Consider the following 26921-nt stretch of genomic DNA (forward strand, 5'->3'; position numbering starts at 1 on the left):
TTTCTGATATATATAAATATCTTAAATGAACATAGCTGTATTAGAGTCCCCTCTGTCTTTTTTACTGAATATATGCCACATCTTTCTGATAGACAGGTGCGTGTTTATTTGTTTCTTGTAGCGGCTAAATCAGGTCTTGGTGATAGTTCAGCTGAGTCTATCGGCAACAAGCTTGGTATTGATGCTGAGGATGTCGTGGCTACTATCAACGAACTCTCGCAGATAGGACTTATTACAGTTTCTTATTCTGATGGTGTTAATGTACTAAATATATGTTTCTGTGATGCTGTTTTTACAAATAGCGGTGTCGAAAGCTACTCTTCTATTCTTGGGAAGGCTGAACTTATCAAGGGTAGCCCTTTAAATTCAACAGAGATCAGCGTATTTTTGTTTATTCTTGATTCTCTTCTGTTTTCAGGAGATCTTTTGTTAAATCTCTTGGAAAAATGTAAGGCAGCAGGTAAGTTTGGTAGTGAGTATATTAAGACTGTCGCTATCAATTGGCACGATAATGGTATAAATACTGTTGCTGCAGCTGATAAGATGTGGGGAAAGCACCAGAATTCATTTAATAATTTCCCACAGAATAATAACATTGATTTTGCGGAGCTTGAACGTCAGCTCCTTGATAACTGATAGGTTTGTTATGGATAAGTTAGGTTTTATAAAGGTTTTAAAGGATAGTGGCTATAATGTTGATCCATCTGCTTCTATCCCAACGATATTTGCCGCTAAATCGGAGCTAAAAAAGATACTTAGAGACATTCATAGGCTTATGAAAGAAAGCGACTATAATGAGTCTTTTAAGGTTGATATGCATACTTTGAAGGGTATACCTGCTGCCGAAGCTGACGATTTGCCAGAGCAGGATATTGCTGAAGATTCTTTTGGAGATAACGATTGTGTTGTAGCTGAATCGGGGCCTGTTGCTATTGAAGATGTGCAATATGAATCGAATGAACGACCTGCCGAAGATGAGCGTGAACTTGTTTCTGTAGGCGCTATTGACAGTGAGTTCTTCATTCCTTGGTCTACAGACTTCTAAGAGAGCCATCTGCGTGGTATCATTTACTTATTACTAAAGTTGCGAGGATATGCAGATGTTTTTGAAGGCCAGGGAATTACCCGAGCAGGGAACCACTATGTATGAGGTTTCCGAACACGGACGCATCAATGAATGGATTGTGTCAGATGTAATCATAAATGGACGAGATAGGTCTATAAAGCTAACAAGCAAAGATAATTCAAGTTTTCTAGTGATCGAGGCTAGTTTGCTTGGAAAAACATTTTTCAAAAAGCATTCAGAGGCTTTAGAAAAGCTTCGTGCTTAAAAGGGAGCGTATGAGAAATAAGGAACAGATAATCATGGACGATTTTGACAGGGCGCAGGGAAATAAGGATACTACTCTTACCGAGTATATGTACTATCTACATAATGCGTTTCCGCTTATGGAAGATAAGGATAAGGAATATGTCCTTGTAGAAGTGTTGGGGCGGTTCCCTCTTGCTTATGCTTATGCTCTTCTTAAGCTTGCCGGTAATAGAATAGATGTTGCTGATACTTGGGCTTCTGAGTATAAAGAAACGGGCTATAAAGGATTTATCGACGATGTTGAGGCTGATCTGGAGATGGGCTTTGGAGATATAAGACCATTTCTTACTTATGCCAGACTTTATATAGCTAATGCTAATTCGATCACCAGTGATCTTGCCGATAAGATAAAGCATTCATTTGCTGAGCGTAGAAGGGAGAATCTTTGTGTATGGAAAAAGAGCAGCTGAAATCATTTACTGACCTTCCAAAGAGCAAATACGGACATAATATAAGAGATATCCAGGAAATGACAGGGCTTAGCAATATAGAATTCTGTAAGAGATATAATGTTCCTAAAAGAACCCTTGAAGATTGGCGTATGGGCCACAGGAATCCAAAACAGATTCTTTTGGATCTTCTTGATTTTAAAGTTATGTACGATAATGACTTGCTAGAAGATGGAACGGAATACTAAAATGCAAAAAAATAAGAGTGGAGAACTTCTGTATATAACAGATAGCTCTCCACTCTCTTTTTACTCCTTTTTAGTAGCTTACGACGGCGTATTTATTGTTGATGCATTGGAGTATCTCCACTCCGCTACACCCAAGTTTTACGTAGTCTGCTGCCTTTTTAATTGCATTATATAAGCTTGATGCAAATGGCTTGGCGTGAATATTGTTATCGCACAAAAGAGCCTCTTCTTTTGTGTATCCGTCAGTATTCTTTTTGTATAGTTCTTCTGAAGATAATCCAAAGTAAGTCGAGGTACTCTTGGGCTTTTCGATTATTCCGTAGAGATTTCCAGCAACATAATAGTATGTGGCAGGAACCATCTCGCCGTTCTCTCCTATTTCAGCCATCAGCTCTCCAGTCCGACTTCTGATCCACTCAATTCCATTTTCGTCAAACATCTTAATCATGTGATAAGATGCGCATGTGTTATCTCCCTTCCAATAAAATTGAAGGAAAGGGAGCTTTTCTTCCACTTTCTCAATGTATTTTTCATTGAGCCATGCTTTTGCGATCTGTGGTGACTTTTCAAGTGGCTCGTAGTTCAGTTTCGCAGGAAATCCTGCTTTCCTGGTCTCATCGAGACTACTTATATCTGCAAGTATCTGGGCTTTTTTGGTCCAGACATAATTTGTATATAACATACACTTTCCTCCTTGTTACTTAGCATTCTCCTGTGCCTTCGTAGTATTCTGTAAAAGCCTTTGGTTCGAGACCAAGTATTTCGGCTGCAATATTTCTGAAACGCACATATATGCTTGTTTCCCATTCATAACCAGTTCTTTCGCAGCAAAGATCTTCGTCATACCAGCTTTTGCCAAACGCAACCGCTTTAGCATCGAATAACTCAACGAATCGTTCAATATCCGCGCATCTGCCGTTTATAGCGCTGTAAAATAAAGAAAAATCATCAGTAATTCCTTCTCCTACTGCATCTTTGAGCGAAGGCTCTCGAAACCACTTTGAACTTTTGTACTCTTCTGTGTAGCCGGCTAACTCTTCTTTGATGGCGTTTTCTTTGAACCTATCGAGGTCAGCTAACGCATCCTGGTATTTTTTGTCATCTATTCTTTCCATAAACACACCTCAACCAAAAAAAGCTGGCTTAAAGCCAAGCTGTTCTCTTGCGATATTGATCGCATCATTTTCTGTGTAATTCGATTTGTCCATTACTTCGATTGCTCTGTCTGCAATCTTAAGAGCATCGTCCTCTGTGATATTATCTTCAGCGGTCTCAAATACATATTCCTGCATTGCAGCTCTTCTGTAATGATTCTTGATATGGATCATATCGTTTACATCAAGAATTGCTCCTTTAACGTTTAGTGTGCTATTTATAAGTAAGTTTGACATTGTTTTTAATTCATAAGGCGTTTTGCCTTACTTTCCTCCTTTTTCATTTAACCAAAATAATAATATCTACCATTTATTGAAACCCTCATACACTCATCATCAGCAACGTCTGGTGATAGTGTCATTTCAGGTTTCCAGATTGTACCTATTCCTTCTACGTCGATGGCCCAATCATTAGAATCATCCTCCTGATCCTCTTCAAAATCGTGCCATTTCCAATTAAAGAAATCACCTAGTAAAGGATGCAGGGTAAAGTCCTCGTCAGCACTTAACACAAGTGGGTAATCTGCTTCATAGTTGTCTGTTACCTCGTATGTATTTCTATACTCCTTGAACTCGAAATCTGCACAGTCATATGAGATATGATTCTCTATATCCTTTATGTTTGGAATTGGTGTACAGTCTGCAGTATCGAGCTTTGCATCAAGAATTTCTTTTCTCTTAGCAAGAAGCTCATTTATATATACTTTGGCTTTTGTTTTTCCTTTTTCTGTAAGGTGTATTCTTATTTCACCCATACGTGACCTCCCTTTGCGCATACAAAAAGAGAGACTTGAAAATCAAGTCTCTCTACAATTTCTTTTGCCCTCCGTTATCAACAGAGCTCATTGGCTCAACCATTATCAATGGGCTTTTGTTTATTATAGCATATCCTTAGTGAACATGGATGAATAGGCTTCCATTAAATTCCTCCGTATCAACGCTTTCGTAATCTGAAAGTCTGACAACTACCGGAAAAATACAGCCGCTGGTTCTAAATGAAACCGTTCTGTCTCTTTTTGAAAGTGTTTCAAAAATCTGAAGCGTATAGTCTGTGATTTCATCGTTTGCAGCTCCGCTATCAATAAAGACATTTTTGTATTTTGGTTTTTCTAGCCCATATCTTTTTGACTTAAGGGCGGCCATAATATCATCTTCAATAGCTTCTAGCCTTGTATTTAACATACTACTGCCTACCTGTCATAATGCCACTTGGGATTTTTGTAATCCCACTGAATGCTCCAGCCATCAACATGGCGATGATTGGCTCGGTCATACAGTTTGCAAAAATGTTTTGCAGGCATTTCCATGTTCTTGTGGTAATCAAACATTTTCTTGAGTGTTTTGAACTCTTTGATAATATTTGTTCCTTCTCCTATAAAATAATCCATAATTTCCTCCTTGTTACTGTGGATATATGCTATCGCAACAATATTCTTGGTAATTGCACTCAGCACAATCGCCGGTACAATTGCCTTCTTCTTTGTACTTTTCGCATTTTTCTATCCAATAGTCGTCCTTATCTGTGCGCAGGTTCCTTTCACCGAACTTTCCGCCACACATATAGCAATATCTGTGGGGCATTACTACGAACTCATCTAAAGTTAGACCGCAGTGTGGACAGGTGATAGTCCCATGCTCTTCATGGTGAAACTCGTCTGTAATATCGATTGGTTCAGCTCCTCTGTTATCAGGAACTTCTTCAATACTAACTTTACCTGTATTCATGCTCCACAGTTTTTCAAGCTCATTTGAAATGTAATCTCTATATCCTGCACAAAGATTGCTTTTTTTCAAAGCCTTAAGCGTTAGCTCTCTATATGTATTCATCTTACCTCCTTTTTATTCGTTTCATGCAGCTATTTTTTCGTCAGATTTCAGTCTGAAGCCAATTCTCTTGTATTCTTCATATACAGGTCCCCAGATCAGTTGGCACTGACGATATTCGTTGGGGAAGTATTCTTTTAAGAAATCTAGTTCTTCCTGAAGCCTAAGTGAATTAGGGCATCCTTTACATCCCGTGCGAAGTCTGTTGTATGGCGGAAGGTATATAGGGCAGATATCTATCTGATACTCCTTAATAAACCATTCCTCCCATTCTTTTGTGACAACGCTCATTGGCTGGAATTTCTTTAGCTTTTTACCTTCGAAAGCAAGGCATACTGCCTTTTCTCGTCTGCCTCCTTCGTCACGCATTATGCCAACGATTGAAATTGGGCGATTGTTTGCTTTGCCCCAGTTCTCTAAAGGTTTCTCTTTCATATTTACGCAGCAAAGATCTGATACGCAAAGTCTGTTGGAAAATCCTTCCGTGAACTGGTACTTTAGTATTTTAGGACAGCTCTGCATTGGCCCCCAAGTGCCTTCACCGAGATACGATTTTACTGAGTCGCACATACCAATTCGGTTGTACCTCTCAACATGATGCGCATGCTTTTTTGATTTGAACGGGTATCCGTCTCTTTCAAGCATAGGCTTAATCGCAACTTGTGGTTGCAGGATCTCAAATCTCTCATCCTTTTTTGCTAAATCTAAAACAAAATCTCGGATCATATTGAGTTCGATTCCTGTATTTACAAATACTCTTGGAATTTTATTGCCTGGAATGGCAAGGTCAATGAGTGCTGAAAGCACTGTAGAATCTTTTCCGCCTGAAAAGGATATAAAGAAATTGTCCTCTCCGTACATTGAAACGGTACTTCTTATTTTCTGCAGCCTATCCAGAAGAAGAAATTCTTCTTCTGTTGGGCTACTGATTTCTTTTAATTCTTCATATGTTCTTAACACAACTCACACTACACGGAATAGCCCCGTTATCATGCGAGATACATTTAATGCTGTTTTCTATTGGATGCCCGAGATTATCCTTCGGCTTTGCTTACCATAATCTCATTACTTACCTTGTAATCGGTATCTTTGGAACGCCCTCGTCACAGTTCCCGCTATCCGCAATCCGTAGTTAATATGTTTTACCCTGTTTTTAAGCTGATTTACATAAGGAACAACCCTTACTCCATCCCATCTTTTTTAAAATATGCGCTGGTTAGGCGCATATTTTAAAATGACGCCCAGCAGCGCTACAGGAACCTCGTTTACGAGGAATTCTGTGTTAATCCTTTCTGTTTAATCTTTTAACATGTCTCATATAAATCTCTCCATACTAATAAACCTATCTTCGCCATATTGCTTCTTAGAATATAAATTCCAGCCTTTCATCATCGTCAAATCTGGCAAACACATTGCCGTCGTTGAGGCTTTCAAGAAAGTCTTTGCAGCTGCCTTCGTAGATATCTTCATACATACCTTCAGGGATAAGTTTATCAGCCTCTTTATCGCCCTCAAGATGCACAACAGCATCGCCATTAATGATATCCTGAAGCTCTGCGTAGGCCGTTAGTATATCTGCTTTCTTCATCTTTACTCTAAAGTCAAAGTAAAGACTATTAAGCTCTGCGTCGCATCTGCGGTATTCCTCTAGCACATGGTCTACAAGTTCTTTACTAGTAGTGACATATTTAATAAATTTCATACTCAGTTTCTCCTTTTTCAGCAGTCAACCTCTATCCTATGATAGATAAAGGTCTTTTCCTGCGTTGTATATATTCTTAATGAACCTGTGAAGCGGGCTCCTGTGCAATCTCTTCCATCGCAATAAGGATCACGGAAAGGGATATAGATAAGCTCACGCAGAGCCTTTTTATCCTCTTCTGTTGCCCTAAATGGGAGAACACATCTTAGAGTTTCACAATCAAAGGCATTGTAGTAATCATCATAGGGCATAAAGTGTTCCCAATTGAGTTCATAGCCTTTGTAAGTGTCTGGCTTTGACTTCCATTCCTCACGATATGCCACTTCTGCGTTATATCTTTTCTTACACTCATCAAGAATCTCGATAACTGTCTTTTTAGAATTAAGTCTGCCTTCCTTCTTCAGTTCAAGAGCTGCCCAGTAAGGCAAAAACTCTTTTGATGGTTCATTGATCATTTTTCTACCACTGCCATAGCCATTATCAAGTCTAAAGGCAGCAGTTCCGTCATATGGATATCCTTTATTAAGCTCTGCACGGTATAAAGACCATGCATACTTGTTTCTAAAGTCTCTCATACTTTACCTCCTTATTAGTTTTTATTGCTTGTGATCTCTTCTGTGTAGTCACCACAAGCGTCATGTACGATAATCTTTCCATCGATCACATCAACTACTGTTTCATTGTCCTCATCGTTTGCATTGGTATATCCTTGGCATCCGATAAAAACAGGCATGTTTCCAAGCTGGAACGTGTCGATGAAGTCTTTTAGTTGATTTCCTGTCATGCTGCCACCTCTCTAAGATATCTTAAGTAAAGCGCCGCATTATCAAGAAGTCCTCTGATGTATTCTTCATTCTGATACTCGGTATCAAGGAATTCTTCATATGAAACATAAATGTCTCCGTCATAACCAAATTCTTCGATCCAATTTTCAAAAGTAAGTCCATCATAATAAGGCTCTGCCTCTCCGGTATAGGCATTTGGAATCGTACTAACATGTGGTTCGTACTCCTCCTCATACCAATCCTTATAGGCATCGATCTGCCTGTCTGCAGAAATTCTTCTCATCCAGTCAATCTTGTATAGCTCGTAACAGAGCTTTGCGATATCCTGCGCCATTATGCAACACCTCCAATCTTTGAATCTACTACGTCGTATTCGGTAGCTTCTCTATGAAGGTATCCATAGCATCCAAGTCTTTCGCAAATCTTCTTTGTATCAAGGTCGTTGTCCTCATCTGCAGAAATCTTCCATGTGCCATCAATATATTCGGCATCTCTACTTGTAGGGATCTCATCAGCATGATTGTTGATGAACTCTACCGCTTCTTCAAGTGAATTTGCTCTTACCTCGATATTCTCTGTTACCATCCATTCAACTGGAATTGAAAATACTTCCTTTGCTTTATTGTTTCCGTACATAATATTGTTTCCTCCTTATTTCTAGTTACTAATTATTAAATTGTTATACGATAGCCAATCTTGTCATTGTCCGCATCCACGACTATAAAACCGTGATCTTTGAACCATTTGGCCGCTTTCTCATAGATTGTGTACTCCATGTTTCCAATAGAGCCAAGAAGAGGTATGAGCCTCTTAATCTCTTTCCAATCTGTAAGCGAAAGACCTGCCTTTCTTAAATCAGCTTCGTATTGCATATCGCAGAAATCGTGATAGCTTTTAGCGATAGCGTTACACTTGTCTGTATATCTCATTCCTAATTCCTCCTTACGCTGCATCATCTGTTTCTCTTACTTCTCTACTTGCTACCCTTTCGAGCCTGTAGAGGTATCTTTCATACTTGTACTGGCGGATCTGCCTTACTTTGAAAAGTATGGCTTCAGCTGTCAGTGACATAAAAAGAGTTGATAAAAGAAAAATCAGAGTCGCTTTGGGCGCCTCTGATTCGATACTTCCAAGTAGGAATAGGTTAAATATGATAACAAGCTTCATGTAATCTATCATTGTATTTAGTTTTTTCATAAGAATATGCCTCCTTAGTCAAGATCAATATCAGGATCTATGTCCGATGTAGTAATCTCTTCATAGAGGTTCTTAATGTTTGTCCAGTATGGCAATGTGCAGTCGTAATCTCCCTCGTAAGCGTATCTTTCTGCGATAGCATCAGCAAGTTCGATTTCATCTTCTGAATAATCAGATTCTTCCTTTGCAAAAGTACCGGCATCATCACCGATATACGCAAGGGCATCATGCTTAACATACTCTTTTCTGAGGGCACAGTACAGTGCCTCAACCATGCCAGGCTGGTCTTTCCTAAGTTCCGCAATCATTTTTTCTGCTTTTATTCTGCTGTAATCTAACATAATAATCTTTTTTCACGTAATATCTTTCAATTACGCCATCCTCCTTTTTAGTTTTTGTTTTTAAGCTGCTTCTTCATAAAATGATTCATCATCCCACATATAGACATATCCATCTGGAGCGCAAAGGCTCTTGCATTTACCATTGCAGCGATCTATAACTGTCTGATAGCTCATATAGTTACATCTTGCTGCCTCTCTTGCTGAACGATAGCAGTCTATTGGCACTAGATCCGGTGTGCACTTAAGAACAGGTTTATGTTTTGACATATACCCCGTTCTTCTCCCAAGCTCCTCTTTTGTAAGGATAATGAGGTTGTTGCACTCATTGTTGGCAAAATCGCCATCTTTATGAGTAATACAGCCGCCATCGGGTACATTACCTCTGAATGTGAGGTAAATAGTTGTTGCAAGTTTTATCTCCTTGCTGCCTGAATCATTTGTCAGCTTTACTACCAGATACCTTGAGCCTTTTCTGTTCTTCTTCTCATAAGCAGTAAGAAGTTTTGGCTTGGCATTTTTGTAAATACGTCTTACTTGGCCAAAATATGATGCTTCATACTTGCCGTCGTAACCAGGTATCGGCTTCCATTCTGAATAGTTTCTCATGGTTTTTATTTCCTCCTTTTTTCTTACGCAACATTGAATGGATAGATGCTTTCCATATACTCTGAGTCTCTGAAATATTCTCCATCATCAGCAATCTTATCGTTGATTCCGTTCTCTATCATTTCCCAGTTATATGGGAAACCAAGAAGCGAACAGTTATCTTTAAGCCAGCCAAGGTTTTCTTTTGCTGTTTTGATAAGTTCCATGGCGTGATCCTTCTTCTTTGCAAGGATAGACACTCTCTGTGGAGCGCAATACTCACAAACAGACCATGCAAACAGTGCCTCTTTTGGGTTATTACCCTCGTAGACAATTGTTTTTGGGGTATCTGCATTCATGTTGGTAACTTTTACTGAATACTTGTTCATTATTCCTATTCTCCTTTTTAAAAATAAAAAGACAGCAACCATAATTGCTGTCTTAACACCAGATACGTCTTACGTATCCATCTTCAGTTTTGTAGATTTTTGTATCTGAGATTGGCTCATCATAGGTCCAATCATAGATTTCCTCAGCAGGATCTCGCCCTTCGTTCTTTAAGTCCTTTGTCCACTCGAGCATGTGCTCTATAAACTCCTCTTCCGTGTAGAACTCGCTATGTGACATAACAGTTTCATACAGGTCTTGGTCGGACTCCCATCCATAATGGCTTATGTAATCCATGAACTCAGTATGTCCATTTATTACGCAGTCATGGAATGAGTCAAGGTTTTCGCCTGCTGCCTGAAGAATATTCAGGAAGGCAATCATCTCGGACTTATCTTTTAGGTCGATACCGTACTGATCGTAATGATCTACAATCCATTTTTTTGCTGTAATGAACTTCATTACACGCACCTCCTTGTTTAATTGTTTGGTTTTATATATGTTAAAAGCTGGCATAAAAATAAGACGCAAATAGCGTCTTTAATATGCAAACTTCTATTTTCCTCCTGGTTATTTAATGATAACCACGTATAGCTGTGGGTTTGGGTAAAACATAACGTTGATAAACGTTAGATACTAGAATAATAAAATAAATACTCTATTATTTTACATTCTTATAAGAAGTTATAGCAACAAGAAAACATGGCAAAATAGCGCAAAAGTGCGCAAATTAGGTAGGTAAAAATATAATGAATGGATTTATCTGTGAAGGAATTTAATTGTCGCAAATTCTTGCCCTGTTTTTTGCACAAAAAAAGAGCAGGGGCAGATTCCTCTGCGCCCTTCTCTTTAATTTCCTCCTGATTTATTATAATCTCTTTTAAATCTCCGCCAAGCTTATCATCATTGGTAAACGTGGCGATTACGCATCCATTCTTGTTTGCATATTTTATAGCTGCCATAGTGACATTATCTACTTCAAATGCTCTTTTATAATGTGATGCCAGGATCTTCACATCATCACCTATAAACAGGTCAAATCCATGAAATTTTCCGTTCTTAAAGAGATTATCTGTAATGGCTATCATATCCATTAGATCTTCTTCAAAATTCATATCAGCAAAGTAATCTTTTGCAAAAGAATCCAGGCAATACTGATGGTTCAAATCCTCATAGATGTCTCCATCATTCGTGATTATTATTGCAGTTTCTCTGCAAAGGTTCTCCCATCTTAATTCTTTTCCTGTGGTTATCATTTAGACACCTCAGCGTACTTTCTAGCTTCATTGTAAAGCTCATGTATGCCTGAGAGAAAATCTTCCAAACATACAGTAGAAAGCTGCTGGAAAAGAGTGGCGTATAATTCCTGAATACTTTCTTTTCCTCCGATACTGTCTGTATCGGCAGCAGTTATTATTGCTTCCATGATTTCTTGAAGCGATGTGTTTTCTTTTTCGCATAGTGCGTCAATTGCAGTTGGAGCATAAATGAGCGTTTCTGCAAAGTAGTCATATACAAAACTCTTTACGTTCTCACTGTTATCTCCAGTCACATCGTCCTCAATCTTTTTTGGATCGCACAGGCATTCAATTACCTTGTGAGTGTTTGTGCCTATGAGGGCATCTCCATCTCCTTCGGTAATAAACTTAAGCGCCTGTTCATAATATCCGTCATTACAGTTTTCATCTGGTATAAATCCGTAATCAAGTAAAGTTTCGTCAATATAGGCACCTAGACATATATCAACTGCTTCTGTCACGTCATAAATGTCAACTATGTATTTAGCTGATACTGTTCCTTGGGTGTCAGTTATTACGAATCTATACATGCTGCCAAACTCCGAAAATCCTTCTTCTCTTCTTATATCAAAGTCGAAGAATCTGCAAAATTCTGTTGCTTTCATAATTTATTTTTTTCCTCCTTCTTAAAAAGAAGAGGCTGCATTACGCAACCTCTTCTCCTGTATACCAGCATGTAAACTCTGGCTTGAAAATACCGACGTGTCTAAATGATTTAACATCGACAAGAATAAACTTGCCTACATTTTCCTCATAAAGAGCGATCTTCTGGATTTCTTTGCCAGTAAGTGTATCAAAAGGAGTAAGTTTTCTTGAAAAGATGTGTGTTTTTATTAGCACTACGTCTCCAAATCTGAACATCTTGTCTCCCTCTGTCTGAACTTTCTGTAGTCTTTCAAGCTTTATCGCTGGTCTTGTCTGATTTAAGTTGAACATTAAATTATTCCTCCTTGTTTGTTCCTGATTCTTCATTCTCATAATCTTCAGGATAATGCGATCTATTTTCAAGAATATAGTAATTGTAGGTACATGGTTCGTCCCATATGGCCGCTTTGAATGTAACAGAGATTATAAATCCTCCGTCACCTTGCATAATGCTTTGAATCATTTAATGAATGATCGTGGTATTTATCTGGCAAAGGTTTTTGCTCCGCCAGGCAAGTGAATACTTCTTTAAAATCTTCTTCCTTACAACCACGCTTTATGGCTAGTTTGTAGTCTTTCTTAAACTGCGTCGAGCGTATAATTTCGCTAACCATTAAGATCCTCCATCAGGGCATCTACAGAAGAAAAAGACTTCCCTCCTCCATTGTCAAGTTCATTAAATGCATTAAGTGTTACTTTATTAGGCTTTTCAGCAGATATATTGAATGGTATCCCATTCGTTATTATCACCTGCCTTAAGAACATGTTAACTGCTGTTGACATGTCTAGTCCTACCTCCTTTAATACTTTGCTTGCACATTCTTTTGTATTTTCATCTACACGAACAGTAATTGTTTTACTCATAATCACACCTCCGTATAGTCATTGTAACACATTAGATGTACATTGTTAAGCTGCCGCCTGCTCAGTGCTTTCACCATTGATATCGCTTAGTAGCTTTGAAAAATAGGTATTTATTCTATCCATCAGCTCATTGTCGTCTGGATAAGCAAATCCCATGTTCTCATCAGGTTTGCAGATGGAATTAGTCATTCCAAGTGTTCTTACTACATACATTTCGAAGCATCTTGCGAATACTTCTGTTCTCTGCAAGTAATAATCACTCTTATACTTTCCTTTAAGCTTATCCTTAGCGTCATCGGACTTAAGAACTGCGGTTGAAAATGCTCTGCGGTATGCAGAGTAGCAACCATAGAAATCTGCCTCTTCGGACAGTCTCTTTTTATTGCCAACTACATTGTCAATGCAGTGTCCGTACTCATGGATAAGCGAATCAGGGTGTCTTATGTCTACACATAGGCATCCGATCTCAGGGAAATATAAGCCTGCTGCCTTATAGTTGCCAAGCTTTCTGAAGCGAATGCTTACAGATGAGGTATCAAGACTCTTTAGATATGTCTCTTTAAAAGCTGTGAATTCGTCTATAAGGTCGCTTGTTTTATCAAGTGACACCTCTTCGTCAAATTCTACATATCCAAAGAATGAGTTAAGCTCATTCTCCTGCATGGCTTTAACAACCTTTTCGGGGATGTTTTTCTTTGTCTGATAGACTTTTGCTCTGCTCTTTTCATTTTCTTTGAAATAGTTGAGCGTAGCTACCTTCTCTTTAAAGTTATCAAATACAAGTTCAAGAACCATATCTATAACCTGAAGGTATCTCCATCTATCAACGCTATTGCCCCCACCAGGCTGTGGCCATGTAGTCGCAATAAAGTCTGGGTTTTCTTCATCTCTTAATGTAATCGTCCTATCTAATTTACTTAGGTAGTCGTGGTACACAGGGATTCCAAATCCAATTTTTACTGCATTTAAAGGGTCTGTGTAAGAGAAAATCTTGTCGAGATCCTTTGTGAGAACGTAACAGAAAGGCTTGTGGTACTTATCTAAGTAGATTGTATTCTTAGATATGCAGCTCTTTTCTGTGATATTAAGCTCTACGACTTCATCTTCATCATAGCCGAGCATGTTGCAGATAATTCCTATCGCAGCTTTAGACGGTCTTTGTGCATATTGGAGTGGGAGTGCAAGAGGGGCTTTCTGGGCTTCATACAGTTCCCTTATATTGGAAGCGTATTTATTCCATGCACCTCTTGGCGCTGATTTTCTTTTCAGCAGTTCCATTATTGTCTTGTTGCAATCCCATCCGTATGACTTTACAGTTAGCTTTTCTTCAATCGCAGGTCTTAAATCATCGTTCTTCATGGCTCTTGTGTACTGCGTAAAGCAGATAAGCCAAGCAAGTATCTCTGCTACATCACCAAGCATCGAGCCATCCTTAAAAAGGGTGTTCTTTCTATTCTTTGGATGTGCATTATTCTTATATCCATACGCTACAAGTGGTTTAAAACCCTCTTCACGAATGGTGATCTTTAGAAGTTCGCTTGATTTTCTCTTTAGATATCTTACTGCCGCAACATATTCTGACTCGATATTTACTGTTTCAACGCTAAAATCGTAGTCGATCACAGACTTTAGCATCTTTATAGCATTACTCTCGTCGGAATAATCAGCAGTAGACTTAAGAATCGGTCTAACAACAGTTGTTGCTATTTTAGGCACCAGCGTTGAGCTGATGTCATATCCATTTACCTTGATTGAAAATAGTTTCTCTTCTATATCAGAAAAGGAGAGTTCCTTCATCATCTCGCCATATCTTTCTTTGGCAAGAGTTGTAAGTCGCTCTCCTTTTTTAAGATACTCATCTGCAGATTGCAGAATTTTTTCTTTTCTTGATTTAAAAGAGATTGGCTTTTTCGCCAAAACGTTTTTGGCCGCCTCCTCCTTTTTCATAGCTTCTTGTATTTCATCGAAGTATGTAAAAAGATTTATCTGTCCTTCAATAGTCCAGTCTATCTTCTTCGCCATTATTTATTCTCTCCTTTCGCCCATAGGGGCAACTCCTTGTTAATTACGCTTATCAATAAATGTGTATGGTTTCTCCTGATGTAGGATCTTTATACCATATACCGCCATCGTTATCAGGGTAGTAATCTATGCCTAATTTGATAAGCTGCTTTATATCCATAGTTTCTTTTTTCATGGATACTAACTCCTTTCATTATTTTCTTAGTCATTTACATGGTCTGTTGCAAGATTTTCTCTTTCTTCATCGCAAAGATATACTCCAGCCTTCCTTTTTCTTGGGAAAAGTCTTTTAAATTCCTTTTCTTCATTTTCATCAGAAGGATGGAATGTAGCATATCCTTGGACTCTGAGTCTCGCTCTTGCCCATGTTTCATGTACTTCTTTATGCTGTTTCTGGTACTTGTTCCAAAAATAATTAGCTTCAAGACCATCCTCAGCAATAATGAATGCTTTGTATGTTACTTTATATCCAACAGGGCTCCATCTAAGTGCCCAAAGCTGTTTATTCTGTGACATAACTTCCTCCTTTTAATAGCAAATCTCTGTTCTGTTTGTTATAGGGTCATTCCACCAGAACCCACCATCATTAGTGCATCCTGTTTCAATTCCCATCTCTTCGAGTACCTTTTGCAGGTATCCTTCCTGTGCTATTGATAAATTTGCTGTTGCTCTTTCATATATGAACATTTTTTATTTCCTCCTATTTACAAATAACTTTCAACTGTACTAGTAGTTAATTTTCTTCCATCAGTAAGCAAGATATTGGCGCTCATTCCTACAAGAATCGTTGCGCTTTCAAACGTATACCAGTTATCTCCTAATACTCCGCCTGTTATCTCCTTCTTGTTGTTATTTACTAAGTACATACTGTTTTTAGTTTTGAACCCCTTCATTTAAGGTATTCCCTCCTTTTTCATACTTCCTTATAACTCAAAATAAAAAGGCACCGGTATTTAATACCGATGCCTAAAATCATATGTTTAGCGAAAAGGTAGGTGATCGGGATCACAAAGATCGTCAATCTCCTTTTCTTCATCTAATAATACAAGCCCTCTTTCTTCATCGTAGGCGATTGAAACCTTATTAAGGCCGAGGCAACTTACAGAATCTTTATTACTAAAGTTTGTAAGAACCCCTTTCAATTGACCTACTGTTGAAATGTCTGCTTCTATTTTCTTAAACATACTTGTTTTCCTCCTTGTTGCTTAGCTAAAACTATTAGCTTGCTTTTTCAAAGACAGTTTCTGATGCATTGTTTAACTCTTGCTCTACTGAAAAGCAGAAGATGGAACATTCTGGCGTAACCTCATTTGGTCTGCCAGCGTTAGGATCAAGCTCGTCAAGGAATATTCCATTGAGACAACTGTGACCTAATTCTCTTTCAAGCTTCGCTCTTCTTTCAAACACATCAGGGAAGTGCTTTCTAACAAGGTTCCATGTATACATGCCCGCCTTAACACAACCAATGCAGTTGTTATTCGGAAAGCCTAGGTCGTACATTACTGGTCTTTTAAGACCTAATGATAGTGCAAGACCATGTGCATCCTCTTTTGATATGTTTTTATCCATAAGAGGAAATTCGTGTTCAAACTCAGGGAAGTTAAGCCTCATATTCTCAGCTCTATGGGATTCTTTAAAATCAAAGCCCCAGACATAAGTGAGATTCATGTGGCCATGCTCTTCTATAAAAGCTCTCTCCCACTGTTTTCTGACACGTTTCTTCAACTGCCCCGTGCAGCTCGCGCCATAAGGGGTATTGATGCACTTTTTCTTTCTGCATACATCCTCAACATCTTCATATTCTGTTGATCTGAGGATTGTTACCTTTTTCCCAAGGATTTTTTCACAGTCATGAACAAATCTCATTGAGTCAGGATGCTGATCCTTAACATCAATATATATCCATTCATCTACTGTATCCTTTACTAGATATCCAGCTATAAATGAGCTGATACCTGCACTTAACCATACTACTTTGTAATTCTTAGACATAAACACCACTAACGAATCTTTCGCTCGTGGATAGTAAGATCAGCTGGCGTTTTTTAGCATACTTTAATGCCGTAGCCAGGCGATTGCCTGACTATTTGTTTCTCATCAGGCAACCCGATTTATCTTACTTTATGCTGTTCTTTAGTTTACTTCACCCTCACAGCAACCTCGGTGTGCCGAGGACTCGTTTATCTCCTTTCATTTCTCACATATTTGATATTTTTTGATACTTCTACTCCCATTATTCTCTTCATACATCCAGGGCAGTATCCTGAACGGATAAATTCCCTTTCTGATGCTTCGAATGGAAGGTCTTGTGTAAGCATAGAGCTGCCTATGTAATTTCTGACAGCCTCCATCTTCTTTTTGCCAGTTACCTTTAGATGTGCTCTTTGCGTGCAAAACGGACACCAGCTTATGATGTCGAGAGCTTTGAGTTCATCTTTCTCATCGTGAATAAATTCAATTGATGTCATTTAAGCCACCTCCTTTAGGTTGATGATCTGAAGCATCTCCCATTCATTACCATTGTCAGCCGTTGCGGAGCTATCGCCCTCGTCGTACCATTCAACTTCGTAATGTTCATCCGCTTTCCACTGTTCATTTACATAAGTGTCAAGGGCTCTTATCGCATCATCTAATGAAGCGTGGGAATTTTCTAGCTTAAAATCAACCCCATCGTAGGCATGCCACCAGATTGTCGCAAACTGATATGCTGGCATATCAAATACCTGAGCAACAATGAAGTAATCATCATTATTACTCAGTGTGATTCTTGTGCTATCGTTCTGTTTCTCTATTTCAAGAGATAAACCAGAACAGTCATAGCTGGTAAGTAGTTTTGTTACTGCTTCGTCTACAGAAACAACTTTGTCGACATTCAGAGTTGTGTAGCTCTCTGAGTCGATAGATACGCAAATTTTCATATTTGCCGTCCTCCTTTTTTGAATTAGGCTTTCGCCTGTTGGTTAGTTTTGCAATCATTTCGGGCAATAAAAATACCGCCTATACAAGATTTCTCTTATACGGCAGCAGTTATTTGCTCTTTTTCATTCACTTAATACTCTATTCTTTGCTTTTGCCCACGCTTTTGCGAACATTGGATCGTTGAATAGGTCGTCCTTGTTTTTACCAAGAGCCATCAAAGTATCTTGTGGATCTAATGTATATCCATATTCATGGTTACACATTTCATTGATGATTGCATTTACAAGATTTTCTTCTGAATCCTTTAAAAATAGTTCATATTCTTCGTCGTGCAATTTCCAGATATCGTCAAAAGTCTTTAAATCAGCCTTTCTGACATAGCCTCCGTATTTAAACCGTGTGACTTCAGACATATCATTTACTTTCAGATCAGCTATTATCTGTTTATCAGCATCCTCTTTATTTCGGCAGCTGAAAACAAAGCTCATCGGAATAGCTTCTATGTCCTTCTGGTGTTGAACTTGCATGTCAACGTAGCTCTGAAACTTTCTTGGTTTCATTTTCTTGTCCTCCTTTTTAATTTATTTTTAGGTTGTTGTATTAAATTAAAAGCTGGCAACAAAAAAGACGCCAAAAGCAATAGCTCTTAGCGTCTGTAATATTTTGATTGCGAACTTAAAATTTCCTCCTGGTTAAATAGTAATGACCACGTATACCTGTGGGTTTGGATAATACACTTAGTTGATGTACTAAGATTCTAAATAACCATTAAAAATACTTCTTTATTATATGTATTAATTATATACACAGCAATAACAAAGAGTGGCAAATAAGCGCAAAGTACCATAGAATACTTCTTTTTAGTTTTTAACATTCTGAAATACGTATTATTTATTGCATTTTTTTGTTAATATATTAGTATAGAGGTGAGGCATTGCTGCGTTACTCGGTAACGCAGTTACATATTATTGCGTTACTCAGTAACGCATTTTGAGGAAATTTAATTATGTCTATTTATGAAGGTTTAACATTCAGAGAAAGGCAATTATTATCATCTCTTTCCGATGCTGATTTTGGCGATCCTGTTCTTGGCACCAAGATCAGTGCTTCTCTATCTATTCCTTTAACTCAGGATGAATGGAAATACTATATTAGTGATACTATGGCGTTTAAAAATCTGTCTTTTTCTGAGCTGGTTGGTGCTAATAAGGACGTAGCAAAGCTGCTTATTGCGGCTAAAGAGAGAATACTGGGCTATGCTAAGGATGAAATCCTGCATCGTTATCTGCTTGATAGGGTAGATCCGCGCGAGGATTCTTTACAGAGGGCTTTATTACCCGAACTTGTCAAATCGTTACGGGCAAAAACCGGTCTTTCCCAGCGCAAATTTGCAGCAAAGTATGATGTAAGCATTAGCTCCCTTGCGGCTTGGGAAGCTGGCAGGAAAAAGATATCTAGATATTCGTTTGATTATCTTAGGCGCTGTGTATGTTCATATTCTCCTATGATATTTCATAATGAGATATTGAAGCTCCCTGTTGGTGTTTTAAGCAAGGTAACACGCGGCTATCTCGAAAATTGTTCTCGTATCGACCATAACAGTGAATTTATTGAAGGCATAACCTGGGTCAGAAAAGTTGAGATTGGTAATCCTGTAGACACCATCTTTGTTGTTCCCATTACAAATAAAGAAGTCTTGGTAGATGGCGTTGTCGAAATGGTGTGGCATAATTTCCCTGCCGATCTGCAGGAGTGTATGAGGGTTGCTACTGAGTATAGCTGTAGGGCTATATACTTTTATACTAAAGAACTTGGCGATGTAACTGATCTTGACGGCACTGCTGCCCAGAAGTTAGAAGCACTTATTTCTTCAAGCTATATACCATATCAGCATTGAAATTATTGAATTAATTTCAGTGAACTCTTTTTCTTTTTATAAAGCTGTAAAAATGCGGGTTTGCGGGCTTTTATCTCGCTATCTGTCTGTCAATTTTGCTTTTTGTCAGTCTTTATTTAGAGAATTTTTATGATTTTTGCTCTTGCTAGACATGGAAAATGAAATTATTTTTCTGCCTAAAAAAATTTTTTTGAAAAAATTTAAAAAAAGGGGTTGCTATAGATTGACACCTATCGATATCATTACATCAACAGTTGAAAAACGGAAGGAAAGATTTGGGTAAATAATTATGAAAAACGCAGTTAATAACGTAAACGAGACTTATGATGAGGTATTAAATATGTGGTGTTCACCTATAATTAAAAAAGATAATGGAGAAGAGAGCTTCGTTGTTCATATTTCTTCAACTAATAATGAGAACTCAAAATTCTGTGGTATTCAGCTCCCAGAATTTCATCTTACATATAATAGAGGATTTGAAAAGGAGGATTTCAAGGAGATCCTTGAGCTTGTATCTTCTGAGTATGATTCATTATTAATTGAGGCTAGGGATGCTGAGCCTTCAAATGATTGGGTTGATGATATGGTTCTTGTATGAGAATTGGTATGATAGGGCTATGAGCTTAGGTTCATGGCCCTTATTTTTGTTATAATATCAATAAAGAGGTAATTAAGATGCTTGATAATGATATTTATGTGAATCATTCGTCTCTTGGCTTTTCATCACAAGAAGAATTATTTGAATATCTTTCAGATAAACTTGGGTATACTGGCAGTGATCTAAAAAGCGCTGTCCTGGTTTTGTGCGCTTATAGTTTTTATCTCACTCAGGAAGAACTTTCTTTTTTGTGTCCTCTGTATCCATTATATTCACACTTATCCAGCAGGGTTATTAAGCCGCTTATTGAACAAGGTTATCTGCAACAAGAGAAGGCTACCTCATTTAAAGAGCAGGAGGGTACAGCTAGAGTATTTTATTACATTACCGCACAAGGTTATCAGTACGCTAATTCTCTTTGCCAAGGAAAACTTACTACTAAATATAAGAAAAACAGATCAAAGGTAGCCAAAAGCCATACGTACTATATTGGTTATAATTTTTATGAGCTTTTGGTCCTTGGCTATTCAATGACTTGGCAGCGAGAGTATCTTCTTTCTGAGCGTTCATTCAATTATAAGAGCAATGTTCCTATTCTTCAGGTCGATGCTCGTTGTGATCTTTATGAGCGATTCGGCTCAAAGCCTTTCTTTACTGTCTATGTTGAGCAGGATCTTGGGACTGAGCATAACGATGTTCTTATGAAAAAGATTGAGAATTATGCCATTCTTGGCATAATGGACCGTCCATTATCGAGCATTATAATGTTCTCGTTTTCACAAAAGGGTGTTACGGATGGTAAAAATGGGCTTAAAAATCAGCTTCATCCTTACTCTCCTACTAATTGCCAGCAGCTCCTTGATTATATGGATGTAATGCATCTTGATAATGTATACGATGCTTACCTTACCGGATTCCCAGATGTAAGCTTTATCACAAATTTCCTTGTTAAATGTGGTGGTGCAAGAATAAGTAAAGACGGCGAGAATCTAAAACGCACTAAGCAGGTTTTGGATAGAAATTTTGTAAGCGAATTTAAGAAATTATTGGGTGAGCGAAGAAATCCTTATCAGCATAGGGATTATAATCTTATAAGGAGCAGGTTTTCTCAATCAAGATTAGAAGAAATGGTTAAGCTTTTGTTTAGTATTTCTGATAGGGAGAATGCGTTTATGCAGAGGCTTAGAAGGGGTTATCAGGTGTACTATCTTCCCACTACTCTTGTTTCTGATCGCATAGTTTATGGTCTGTTAGATAAAAATCCTGAACTTATACATAAAATCACTTCCAGCTTATCTTATTTATGCGGAAATATCTCGTATAAATCGCCTCTTTCAGCTCCTATTGTTGTAAGAGATAATATCAAAGTTAATCTACGCAATTATTTTGAAGGTTCTAGTACTAATATATGTGTGGAATTTCCATGCTTTGACATAGGGGCTTGGATAAGAGCGATGTATTTTTCAAAATATAAGAATAGTTCTGAAAAGTTGCACATGGTTTGTGTTTTTGAAACAAAGAAACAATACCAGGATTTTTATAGAACGCTTTCACATTATTCTGATTCTTTTAATCTAAATAGACATCAGATACTGGGTGTAATGCTTTATGATCTTGGGAATTCTGAGAAATTGTTTGTGGTTAATGATTCATTAAATAGGATTTATGTATAATCTAAAAGAGAGGTCAAAAAAGACCTCTCTTTCTTGTTAGTTGTCTAATAACTGTTTCTCTAGCTCTCCAAAATCGTATTCATTCTGGGGAAAATTGTTGAATCTGTTATTATTAAACTTCTTTATTTTCTTATCTGGCTTTTTATACCCCTCTTTTATGGCAGCTTTCATAAAAGCTATTGGCACATCTATATCTTTTCCGTTATACTCTTCCATATATTCGTATGCATCAATGATCTTTTCCTTGTCATAGTTTGCCATATTGCACAACTCTCGTACTTCTGACACTTTGAATACTGAATGCATCATTTCGTACAGTGAGTCAAGAATACTGTCCATTTCCTGTTGTGACATGAGTGGTTTTTCAGATGTTTCTATTTTTTGATTTTCTTTCTTTTCTACAAAGAACCAAAGTCCTGTTGTATTTCTTCCAGTTTTTGTTCTGTCTGTCTCAACATGTATTGATGTTTTACTATTAATTTCCTTTAAAGCTTTTTTTATTACTTCATTATTGAAATGCTTATACTCAGGGTATTTGTTCTCTCCATTTTTGTTTAAAATTTCTTCCACCAGTGTATAGTTTGGGTACTCTTTTGCCAGTTCTTTTTGTATTCTTTTGTCACTACTTGGTGGTATTATTCCCAATAATAGTTTTAATTCTACTAATGAAAAATGGAATGCGTGTTTTCCAGCATCTTTCGACATATATACTTCTTTATCATAACAACTCTTTAATATTTCATATAATCTTAAAGAGTGTACTGATTTCATCGCTAATATTTCTGATAGGGATAGTATTGTATAGTCGTTTTTAAGGTCAACAATCATATTTGTTAAAGAGTTATTATATCTTATTATTAGGGTCCCATCTTTAAAGGCTGCGTCCGTAACTACCTGACTAGCAACAAGAATCTTTTTTTCAGGATCTTTTTTTAGAATTTGCCAGTCAAATAATGTTTGTCCTTTAAAGGATCTGTCACACGCTTCTTCTATATGTGTGTATAAAGAGCCAGATGTTGTTCCAAATAACGCCTGTAATTCAGTAGTACTTATTGTAGCAATTACATTATTGGTCTCATCGATTTCCATGTGGAACATTCCAACTGCAAACAGTTTTTGACATAAGTTTGAACTGCTGCCTTTACTATTAATCAGCTCGTTTGATTTTTTATATGTTCTACTTCTTATTATGGCTAAATTTTCTTTTGTTTTACTTTTTCCCATGCAGACCCTCCATGGCAATTTTATGTGCCATCTAACATCTATTATATATTTTAAAAGGATCTAATCCAAACAAATAATAGGTATTCTCTGCATTTTCGTCATATTTTTATTTTTATTCCTTATTTTAATATTATTAACTCCATATCTTATTACCCTTCACTCCCTTTTTTACGACCTTTATCTTTTTTATTGTACATTTTGTCTATTTTAACTCTTTTAAACAGGTTTTTTATTTGTTTGATATTTGCCCTATTTATGTGTATTTTATATATGTATATATATAAAATACATCTTAGACTTGTGGATTTTACTCCCTTTTTTACGACCTTAACTTCTTTTTTTCTTTTTCCTTTTTAAATTTTCCCAATCTTACGACCTATATTCCCATTTTTACGACCTTAGCTATAGATTTTCCTATTATTTTCCCAATCTTACGACCTTATCATTAATATTTTCAGGGATAGTGCGCTTTTTGTTCCATTTTTCATTTTTATAAAGGTCGTAAAAAAGGGAGTCTGTTTTCCCAATCTTACGACCTTTATTATTTTATTTTTATTTTTCGTTTATATTTTTATAAAAATTATCGACACATAGTTATTTTTGATATTTTTATTATTAAGTGTCTATATTTTTATTCTAAATATAAAAGGTCGTAAAAAAGGGAGTCCATATTTAACGACCTTTCTTTCCCTTTCTTACGACCTTTTATATAATATCTGTTTTTTATTACTCCATTTTTTACGACTTATGATTTTCCCTATCTTATGTCTTTAATTTCCCTTTTCTACGACTTATCTTTCCACTAATTACTACTTTACATTCCCTTTCCTGCGACCTTTATTTATTCTGGTGCGCTTATTTACTGCATTTCTTATCTTATTAATAAAAACAAATTAATGTGTATTTTAAATAATATCAGAAACACACGGTTTTTATGTGTGTTTCTTACCTAGTTTTTGATCTTTCTTTAAACAAATCGATGTATCCTATTTTATTTAGAGGCAATAATCTTATCGTTACTTTACCAAGTAAAGTCTCTTTTTCTATACAGCCTGGCATTTCAAATCTGCTATCCTGACTATGGTTTCTATTATCCCCAAGTACAAAATAGCATCCCTCTGGTACAGTTATAGGCATTATTGCTCTTCCAGGATTTTCTATTTGTTGGAATCCATAATCTTCTTCAAGTAATTTTCCATCTATATATATTTTACCTTCATAATCGATTTGTACTGTCTCTCCGGGTAAACCTATGACTCTTTTAATATAATATCCATTCTCAGAGAGCCTTTTGTCTACACTAAAAATTACAATATCAAATCTTTCAGGATCCTTGTTTTTATATGCTCTTTTATCACATATAACCAGCTCTCCATTGTCTAGAGTTGAGTACATGGATTTACCATCAACAATTGAAGGCATTGCTATGTAGGTTAGGGTAAAAAGACATATAGCGAACACAATGGCAGCAATACCAATCCATTTCAAGGTAAACACTATATTATTATTTTCTTTCATTTATTTATCCTCGCTAAGTTAATTGGATTTTAGGGTAAGGTGTCGATTTATGTCAATATAGGTAAATACTTCTACAAAGGTATTATTATATTATGTTTTATTGTTTATATGTATATATGTTTAACATAATTATTTATATATTGAAATTACTTATATGTGTTGCTGTAGATAAACATGTTGATTTAAAGTTTTATAGATTGCTAGGTGAAGGGAAGTTACTATGAAGATTAACTTTGTATACCCTGACATGTCAGCAGATTCTTTTATTAATGTCATTGATGAATTTAATGGTGATATTGGAAAAGAAAATTTAAAAACATTGATACCTAGGACTTTAGGCAGGATATTTAATTATCTTATATATGTTGTCTATTTTGTTCTGATAATAAATGTATTTAAAGGATTGCTTTTTCTTATCACTGGTAGATCTGAAAATGTCATTTATTTGTCACTATTTATTTTTATAGCTGTATTTGGGGGGTTGATTTTTTCATTAAGACCTCTTGGGAAATGTATTAGGACTCTTATTATAAAGGGTTTACGATCACATGAATTTAATGAGTCTTATTCATTTTCAAAATATGTTGTAAGAAAAAATAGCGCAAAAAAGAAACAAAAAGAACTGAATCTATATCAGATGTGCGACGAACTCAAAAATTCTGCAAGGATTGTTGATGCTGCAGCCAGATGTGATGGTGACATGTGTAAGGTGGAAATTAAATTTGTATCAGATACGGGAATTGAAAGATTTTATAAGTTTGATTTTCCTTACAAGCTCTCAGAAGATACTTCTGATACAATAGTAGATTTTACAAGAGAACTTGTTATCTTCCCTGAGAATATGGATTTGGAGGAAAATCAATGAAGAGACTTAATCTAAGTATCAACTTGATAGCCCTTCTTATCAGCGTTTTTGTCATGTTTTTTGTCTTTATGCTCAACGCTCCAAGAGTAAGTGCGGCGGACAAAGAGTTGGATACGCTAAAAGGAGAGCTTGATGTGACCTTTTCTTCAACAACCGGAAAGCTTACTGCATCCTATGATGGCGATCAGGAACTGACAAGTGGGGCTCTTTATACATGGTATAAAGATGGTTCTACTGTTTCAAACAGTAAGGAGTATATGCCTACAACTGCTGGTTCTTACTATTGTACCTTAAAGGATACTAATCTCTATGAAGGCACAATAACAAGTAATACCGCCACAATTTATAGGGCTACAGGAAATAAGCTCAGTTTTGATAATGAAAATGGTCTTTATGAGGTAGGAGATACGGTTACTGTTTCTGCTGATCTTGGCGAGGGAGAGGTTGTTACCAACTGGAAAACTAATGCTAATGGCGTTAGAATTCCTCAGAATGGTTCAACAGTATCATTCAAGATGCCTTCTCAGAACGTAACTATTACAGCTACTATCAAAAAAGAGGTTTCTATCACAATGTATGGTGGCACTGCTGATAAGTATACTGCTTGTGCTGGTGATGTTGTGACAATCACTGCTTCTTCTGTTTCAGGTAAGGAATTTGTTTCATGGACTGCATCTGGTGGAAAGATTGCGGATCAGAAGGCAAAGGTAACAACAATAACTGTTGCTAATTCCAATATCGTGATCACAGCTAATTTTGCAGGTGAGACAACTGCTTCTGAGCAGAATGGTAATGATGGTAAGGCAAATGCTGTTAATGCTGTTTATAAGATTTTGAGTGATGGTGGAAATGGAGCTATCCAGGTATATCACCATTCACAGGGCCCACTTTGTGATGCTGCTTTTAAGTATGCACAGGGTAAAGATTGGCTTGTAACTGATTATTTCAACATTACAGTTAATAATTCACTTACTACTTATGAGACTCAGAGTCCTGTAAAAATACAGATTACTATCCCTGATGATCTTATCCAGCCAGATAGACATTGGAGAATGGTTTGTATTTCAAGAGACGGTAAACCTTATTCTTTTGAGGATGAGGATAATAATGACTCAACAATAACGTTTACAACAAACAGATTCTATGCTTTTGCTATGTGTTATAACGACATTCAGCCAAGCACAGAAGAAGTTGTAGAGGAAAACGTTCCAGAGGCTTCAGCTTCAACAGTACCTACTACAGCGCCTCAGTCAGAAGTACATTCTGCTAATGAATCACAGACTTCTGCATCAACAATTCATTCAGCGGATGCATCTGCTACAATGAATGTAAGTGGTGTTGCTACTGCTGCCGCTACAAATGGAGCGCAGATTAAGTCGGATCAGAAATCAGCTGTTGAACAGGCTAATGGTGC

At 37.0% G+C, this 26921-nt stretch carries 46 protein-coding genes; 10 read left to right on the top strand and 36 right to left on the bottom strand.

Annotated features, from left to right (window positions below; genetic code table 11):
- The 5 genes from T541_RS0115355 to T541_RS19910 form a co-directional block, all read left to right on the top strand.
- Positions 1-636 (top strand): DnaD domain protein (locus T541_RS0115355; RefSeq protein WP_034467528.1); only part of this gene is annotated, 636 nt, incomplete at its 5' end.
- A 10-nt stretch (positions 637-646) separates the two neighbouring features.
- The gene (locus tag T541_RS0115360; RefSeq protein ID WP_155839548.1) at positions 647-1045 is read left to right on the top strand and encodes a hypothetical protein; all 399 of its coding nucleotides are present in this window, start codon (positions 647-649) and stop codon (positions 1043-1045) included.
- A 55-nt stretch (positions 1046-1100) separates the two neighbouring features.
- Entirely contained in the window at positions 1101-1331 is a 231-nt protein-coding gene (locus T541_RS0115365) for a hypothetical protein (RefSeq protein ID WP_026653519.1), read from the top strand.
- Positions 1332-1341: 10 nt separating this feature from the next.
- A complete protein-coding gene (locus T541_RS0115370; RefSeq protein ID WP_026653520.1) occupies positions 1342-1782 on the top strand; it encodes a hypothetical protein in 441 nt (146 codons plus the stop codon).
- Complete coding sequence (locus T541_RS19910) at positions 1764-2009, top strand: helix-turn-helix domain-containing protein (protein WP_034467531.1); 246 nt, start codon at positions 1764-1766, stop codon at positions 2007-2009. Before T541_RS0115370 ends, T541_RS19910 begins: the two co-directional genes overlap by 19 nt.
- Positions 2010-2079: 70 nt before the next feature.
- Here the strand turns inward: T541_RS19910 and T541_RS0115380 are convergent, their stop codons facing one another.
- The 34 genes from T541_RS0115380 to T541_RS0115545 form a co-directional block, all read right to left on the bottom strand.
- Positions 2080-2691 carry a hypothetical protein gene (locus T541_RS0115380; RefSeq protein ID WP_026653521.1) on the bottom strand — a complete coding sequence of 204 codons (612 nt, stop codon included), beginning with the start codon at positions 2689-2691 and terminating at the stop codon, positions 2080-2082.
- Positions 2692-2710: 19 nt separating this feature from the next.
- Positions 2711-3124 (bottom strand): hypothetical protein, encoded by a 414-nt coding sequence (locus T541_RS0115385; RefSeq protein WP_026653522.1) that lies wholly within the window; start codon positions 3122-3124, stop codon positions 2711-2713.
- 9 nt (positions 3125-3133) lie between these two features.
- A complete protein-coding gene (locus tag T541_RS0115390; protein WP_026653523.1) occupies positions 3134-3400 on the bottom strand; it encodes a hypothetical protein in 267 nt (88 codons plus the stop codon).
- A 47-nt stretch (positions 3401-3447) separates the two neighbouring features.
- Positions 3448-3918 (bottom strand): hypothetical protein, encoded by a 471-nt coding sequence (locus T541_RS0115395; RefSeq protein ID WP_026653524.1) that lies wholly within the window; start codon positions 3916-3918, stop codon positions 3448-3450.
- 136 nt (positions 3919-4054) lie between these two features.
- Entirely contained in the window at positions 4055-4345 is a 291-nt protein-coding gene (locus tag T541_RS0115400) for a hypothetical protein (protein ID WP_026653525.1), read from the bottom strand.
- Between the two features lie 8 nt (positions 4346-4353).
- Entirely contained in the window at positions 4354-4551 is a 198-nt protein-coding gene (locus T541_RS0115405; RefSeq protein WP_026653526.1) for a hypothetical protein, read from the bottom strand.
- A gap of 13 nt (positions 4552-4564) precedes the next feature.
- On the bottom strand, positions 4565-4990 hold the full coding sequence (locus T541_RS0115410) for a hypothetical protein (RefSeq protein WP_026653527.1): 426 nt from the start codon (positions 4988-4990) through the stop codon (positions 4565-4567).
- A 21-nt stretch (positions 4991-5011) separates the two neighbouring features.
- The gene (locus tag T541_RS0115415; RefSeq protein ID WP_026653528.1) at positions 5012-5947 is read right to left on the bottom strand and encodes a phosphoadenosine phosphosulfate reductase family protein; all 936 of its coding nucleotides are present in this window, start codon (positions 5945-5947) and stop codon (positions 5012-5014) included.
- A gap of 403 nt (positions 5948-6350) precedes the next feature.
- A complete protein-coding gene (locus T541_RS0115420; RefSeq protein WP_026653529.1) occupies positions 6351-6689 on the bottom strand; it encodes a hypothetical protein in 339 nt (112 codons plus the stop codon).
- 17 nt (positions 6690-6706) lie between these two features.
- A complete protein-coding gene (locus T541_RS0115425) occupies positions 6707-7264 on the bottom strand; it encodes a hypothetical protein (RefSeq protein ID WP_026653530.1) in 558 nt (185 codons plus the stop codon).
- 14 nt (positions 7265-7278) lie between these two features.
- Entirely contained in the window at positions 7279-7473 is a 195-nt protein-coding gene (locus tag T541_RS0115430; protein ID WP_026653531.1) for a hypothetical protein, read from the bottom strand.
- The gene (locus tag T541_RS0115435) at positions 7470-7808 is read right to left on the bottom strand and encodes a hypothetical protein (RefSeq protein WP_026653532.1); all 339 of its coding nucleotides are present in this window, start codon (positions 7806-7808) and stop codon (positions 7470-7472) included. The genes T541_RS0115430 and T541_RS0115435 overlap by 4 nt, the downstream gene beginning before the upstream one ends.
- Positions 7808-8110: a hypothetical protein gene (locus T541_RS0115440; RefSeq protein WP_026653533.1), complete on the bottom strand. Its 303-nt coding sequence runs from the start codon at positions 8108-8110 to the stop codon at positions 7808-7810. The genes T541_RS0115435 and T541_RS0115440 overlap by 1 nt, the downstream gene beginning before the upstream one ends.
- Positions 8111-8145: 35 nt before the next feature.
- Complete coding sequence (locus T541_RS0115445) at positions 8146-8403, bottom strand: hypothetical protein (protein WP_026653534.1); 258 nt, start codon at positions 8401-8403, stop codon at positions 8146-8148.
- A gap of 13 nt (positions 8404-8416) precedes the next feature.
- Positions 8417-8671, bottom strand: coding sequence for a hypothetical protein (locus T541_RS0115450; RefSeq protein ID WP_026653535.1), 255 nt, complete (start codon positions 8669-8671; stop codon positions 8417-8419).
- Between the two features lie 14 nt (positions 8672-8685).
- Positions 8686-9012: a hypothetical protein gene (locus T541_RS0115455; RefSeq protein WP_026653536.1), complete on the bottom strand. Its 327-nt coding sequence runs from the start codon at positions 9010-9012 to the stop codon at positions 8686-8688.
- Positions 9013-9072: 60 nt separating this feature from the next.
- Entirely contained in the window at positions 9073-9618 is a 546-nt protein-coding gene (locus T541_RS19915; RefSeq protein ID WP_034467537.1) for an NUMOD4 domain-containing protein, read from the bottom strand.
- A gap of 23 nt (positions 9619-9641) precedes the next feature.
- Positions 9642-9986 carry a hypothetical protein gene (locus T541_RS0115465; RefSeq protein ID WP_026653537.1) on the bottom strand — a complete coding sequence of 115 codons (345 nt, stop codon included), beginning with the start codon at positions 9984-9986 and terminating at the stop codon, positions 9642-9644.
- Between the two features lie 52 nt (positions 9987-10038).
- Positions 10039-10446 carry a hypothetical protein gene (locus tag T541_RS0115470; RefSeq protein ID WP_026653538.1) on the bottom strand — a complete coding sequence of 136 codons (408 nt, stop codon included), beginning with the start codon at positions 10444-10446 and terminating at the stop codon, positions 10039-10041.
- A 212-nt stretch (positions 10447-10658) separates the two neighbouring features.
- Positions 10659-11240: a hypothetical protein gene (locus tag T541_RS0115475; protein WP_026653539.1), complete on the bottom strand. Its 582-nt coding sequence runs from the start codon at positions 11238-11240 to the stop codon at positions 10659-10661.
- A complete protein-coding gene (locus T541_RS0115480) occupies positions 11237-11887 on the bottom strand; it encodes a hypothetical protein (protein WP_026653540.1) in 651 nt (216 codons plus the stop codon). Before T541_RS0115480 ends, T541_RS0115475 begins: the two co-directional genes overlap by 4 nt.
- 40 nt (positions 11888-11927) lie before the next feature.
- The gene (locus T541_RS0115485; RefSeq protein ID WP_026653541.1) at positions 11928-12218 is read right to left on the bottom strand and encodes a hypothetical protein; all 291 of its coding nucleotides are present in this window, start codon (positions 12216-12218) and stop codon (positions 11928-11930) included.
- A 146-nt stretch (positions 12219-12364) separates the two neighbouring features.
- Complete coding sequence (locus T541_RS21205; protein WP_081779994.1) at positions 12365-12541, bottom strand: type II toxin-antitoxin system YafQ family toxin; 177 nt, start codon at positions 12539-12541, stop codon at positions 12365-12367.
- Positions 12534-12791 carry a type II toxin-antitoxin system RelB/DinJ family antitoxin gene (locus T541_RS0115495; RefSeq protein ID WP_034467540.1) on the bottom strand — a complete coding sequence of 86 codons (258 nt, stop codon included), beginning with the start codon at positions 12789-12791 and terminating at the stop codon, positions 12534-12536. The genes T541_RS21205 and T541_RS0115495 overlap by 8 nt, the downstream gene beginning before the upstream one ends.
- A gap of 45 nt (positions 12792-12836) precedes the next feature.
- The gene (locus T541_RS0115500) at positions 12837-14813 is read right to left on the bottom strand and encodes an LPD1 domain-containing protein (protein WP_026653543.1); all 1977 of its coding nucleotides are present in this window, start codon (positions 14811-14813) and stop codon (positions 12837-12839) included.
- 52 nt (positions 14814-14865) lie between these two features.
- Positions 14866-14988, bottom strand: coding sequence for a hypothetical protein (locus T541_RS22000; protein WP_278247053.1), 123 nt, complete (start codon positions 14986-14988; stop codon positions 14866-14868).
- A gap of 26 nt (positions 14989-15014) precedes the next feature.
- Complete coding sequence (locus T541_RS0115510) at positions 15015-15329, bottom strand: hypothetical protein (protein ID WP_026653544.1); 315 nt, start codon at positions 15327-15329, stop codon at positions 15015-15017.
- A gap of 12 nt (positions 15330-15341) precedes the next feature.
- On the bottom strand, positions 15342-15500 hold the full coding sequence (locus T541_RS21485) for a hypothetical protein (protein ID WP_155839549.1): 159 nt from the start codon (positions 15498-15500) through the stop codon (positions 15342-15344).
- Positions 15501-15517: 17 nt separating this feature from the next.
- Positions 15518-15706 carry a hypothetical protein gene (locus T541_RS0115520; RefSeq protein ID WP_026653545.1) on the bottom strand — a complete coding sequence of 63 codons (189 nt, stop codon included), beginning with the start codon at positions 15704-15706 and terminating at the stop codon, positions 15518-15520.
- A gap of 87 nt (positions 15707-15793) precedes the next feature.
- Positions 15794-15997 (bottom strand): hypothetical protein, encoded by a 204-nt coding sequence (locus T541_RS0115525; protein ID WP_026653546.1) that lies wholly within the window; start codon positions 15995-15997, stop codon positions 15794-15796.
- Between the two features lie 34 nt (positions 15998-16031).
- Positions 16032-16805, bottom strand: a complete 774-nt coding sequence (locus tag T541_RS0115530) for a hypothetical protein (RefSeq protein WP_034467542.1) — start codon at positions 16803-16805, stop codon at positions 16032-16034.
- 188 nt (positions 16806-16993) lie between these two features.
- Entirely contained in the window at positions 16994-17281 is a 288-nt protein-coding gene (locus T541_RS0115535; protein ID WP_026653548.1) for a hypothetical protein, read from the bottom strand.
- Positions 17282-17731 carry a hypothetical protein gene (locus T541_RS0115540; RefSeq protein WP_026653549.1) on the bottom strand — a complete coding sequence of 150 codons (450 nt, stop codon included), beginning with the start codon at positions 17729-17731 and terminating at the stop codon, positions 17282-17284.
- A gap of 123 nt (positions 17732-17854) precedes the next feature.
- Complete coding sequence (locus tag T541_RS0115545; RefSeq protein ID WP_026653550.1) at positions 17855-18292, bottom strand: DUF7659 family protein; 438 nt, start codon at positions 18290-18292, stop codon at positions 17855-17857.
- 446 nt (positions 18293-18738) lie between these two features.
- Between T541_RS0115545 and T541_RS0115550 the strand changes: the two genes are divergently transcribed.
- From T541_RS0115550 to T541_RS0115560, 3 genes are all read left to right on the top strand, one after another.
- On the top strand, positions 18739-19629 hold the full coding sequence (locus tag T541_RS0115550; RefSeq protein WP_026653551.1) for a helix-turn-helix domain-containing protein: 891 nt from the start codon (positions 18739-18741) through the stop codon (positions 19627-19629).
- 289 nt (positions 19630-19918) lie between these two features.
- A complete protein-coding gene (locus tag T541_RS0115555) occupies positions 19919-20227 on the top strand; it encodes a hypothetical protein (RefSeq protein WP_026653552.1) in 309 nt (102 codons plus the stop codon).
- A 77-nt stretch (positions 20228-20304) separates the two neighbouring features.
- Positions 20305-21900, top strand: coding sequence for a hypothetical protein (locus T541_RS0115560; RefSeq protein WP_026653553.1), 1596 nt, complete (start codon positions 20305-20307; stop codon positions 21898-21900).
- 36 nt (positions 21901-21936) lie between these two features.
- On the opposite strand, the gene T541_RS0115565 is transcribed toward T541_RS0115560, so the two are convergent.
- Both T541_RS0115565 and lepB read right to left on the bottom strand, forming a co-directional pair.
- Entirely contained in the window at positions 21937-23124 is a 1188-nt protein-coding gene (locus T541_RS0115565) for a replication initiation protein (protein ID WP_026653554.1), read from the bottom strand.
- A 945-nt stretch (positions 23125-24069) separates the two neighbouring features.
- Entirely contained in the window at positions 24070-24642 is a 573-nt protein-coding gene (gene lepB, locus T541_RS0115570; protein WP_026653555.1) for a signal peptidase I, read from the bottom strand.
- Between the two features lie 220 nt (positions 24643-24862).
- On the opposite strand from lepB, the gene T541_RS0115575 reads away from it, so the two are divergent.
- Complete coding sequence (locus T541_RS0115575; RefSeq protein WP_026653556.1) at positions 24863-25507, top strand: hypothetical protein; 645 nt, start codon at positions 24863-24865, stop codon at positions 25505-25507.
- Positions 25504-26921 (top strand): InlB B-repeat-containing protein (locus T541_RS19920; protein ID WP_034467545.1); only part of this gene is annotated, 1418 nt, incomplete at its 3' end. The genes T541_RS0115575 and T541_RS19920, both read left to right, overlap by 4 nt.

The organism is Butyrivibrio proteoclasticus P6B7 (assembly GCF_000622085.1).
Taxonomy (GTDB): domain Bacteria; phylum Bacillota; class Clostridia; order Lachnospirales; family Lachnospiraceae; genus Butyrivibrio; species Butyrivibrio proteoclasticus_A.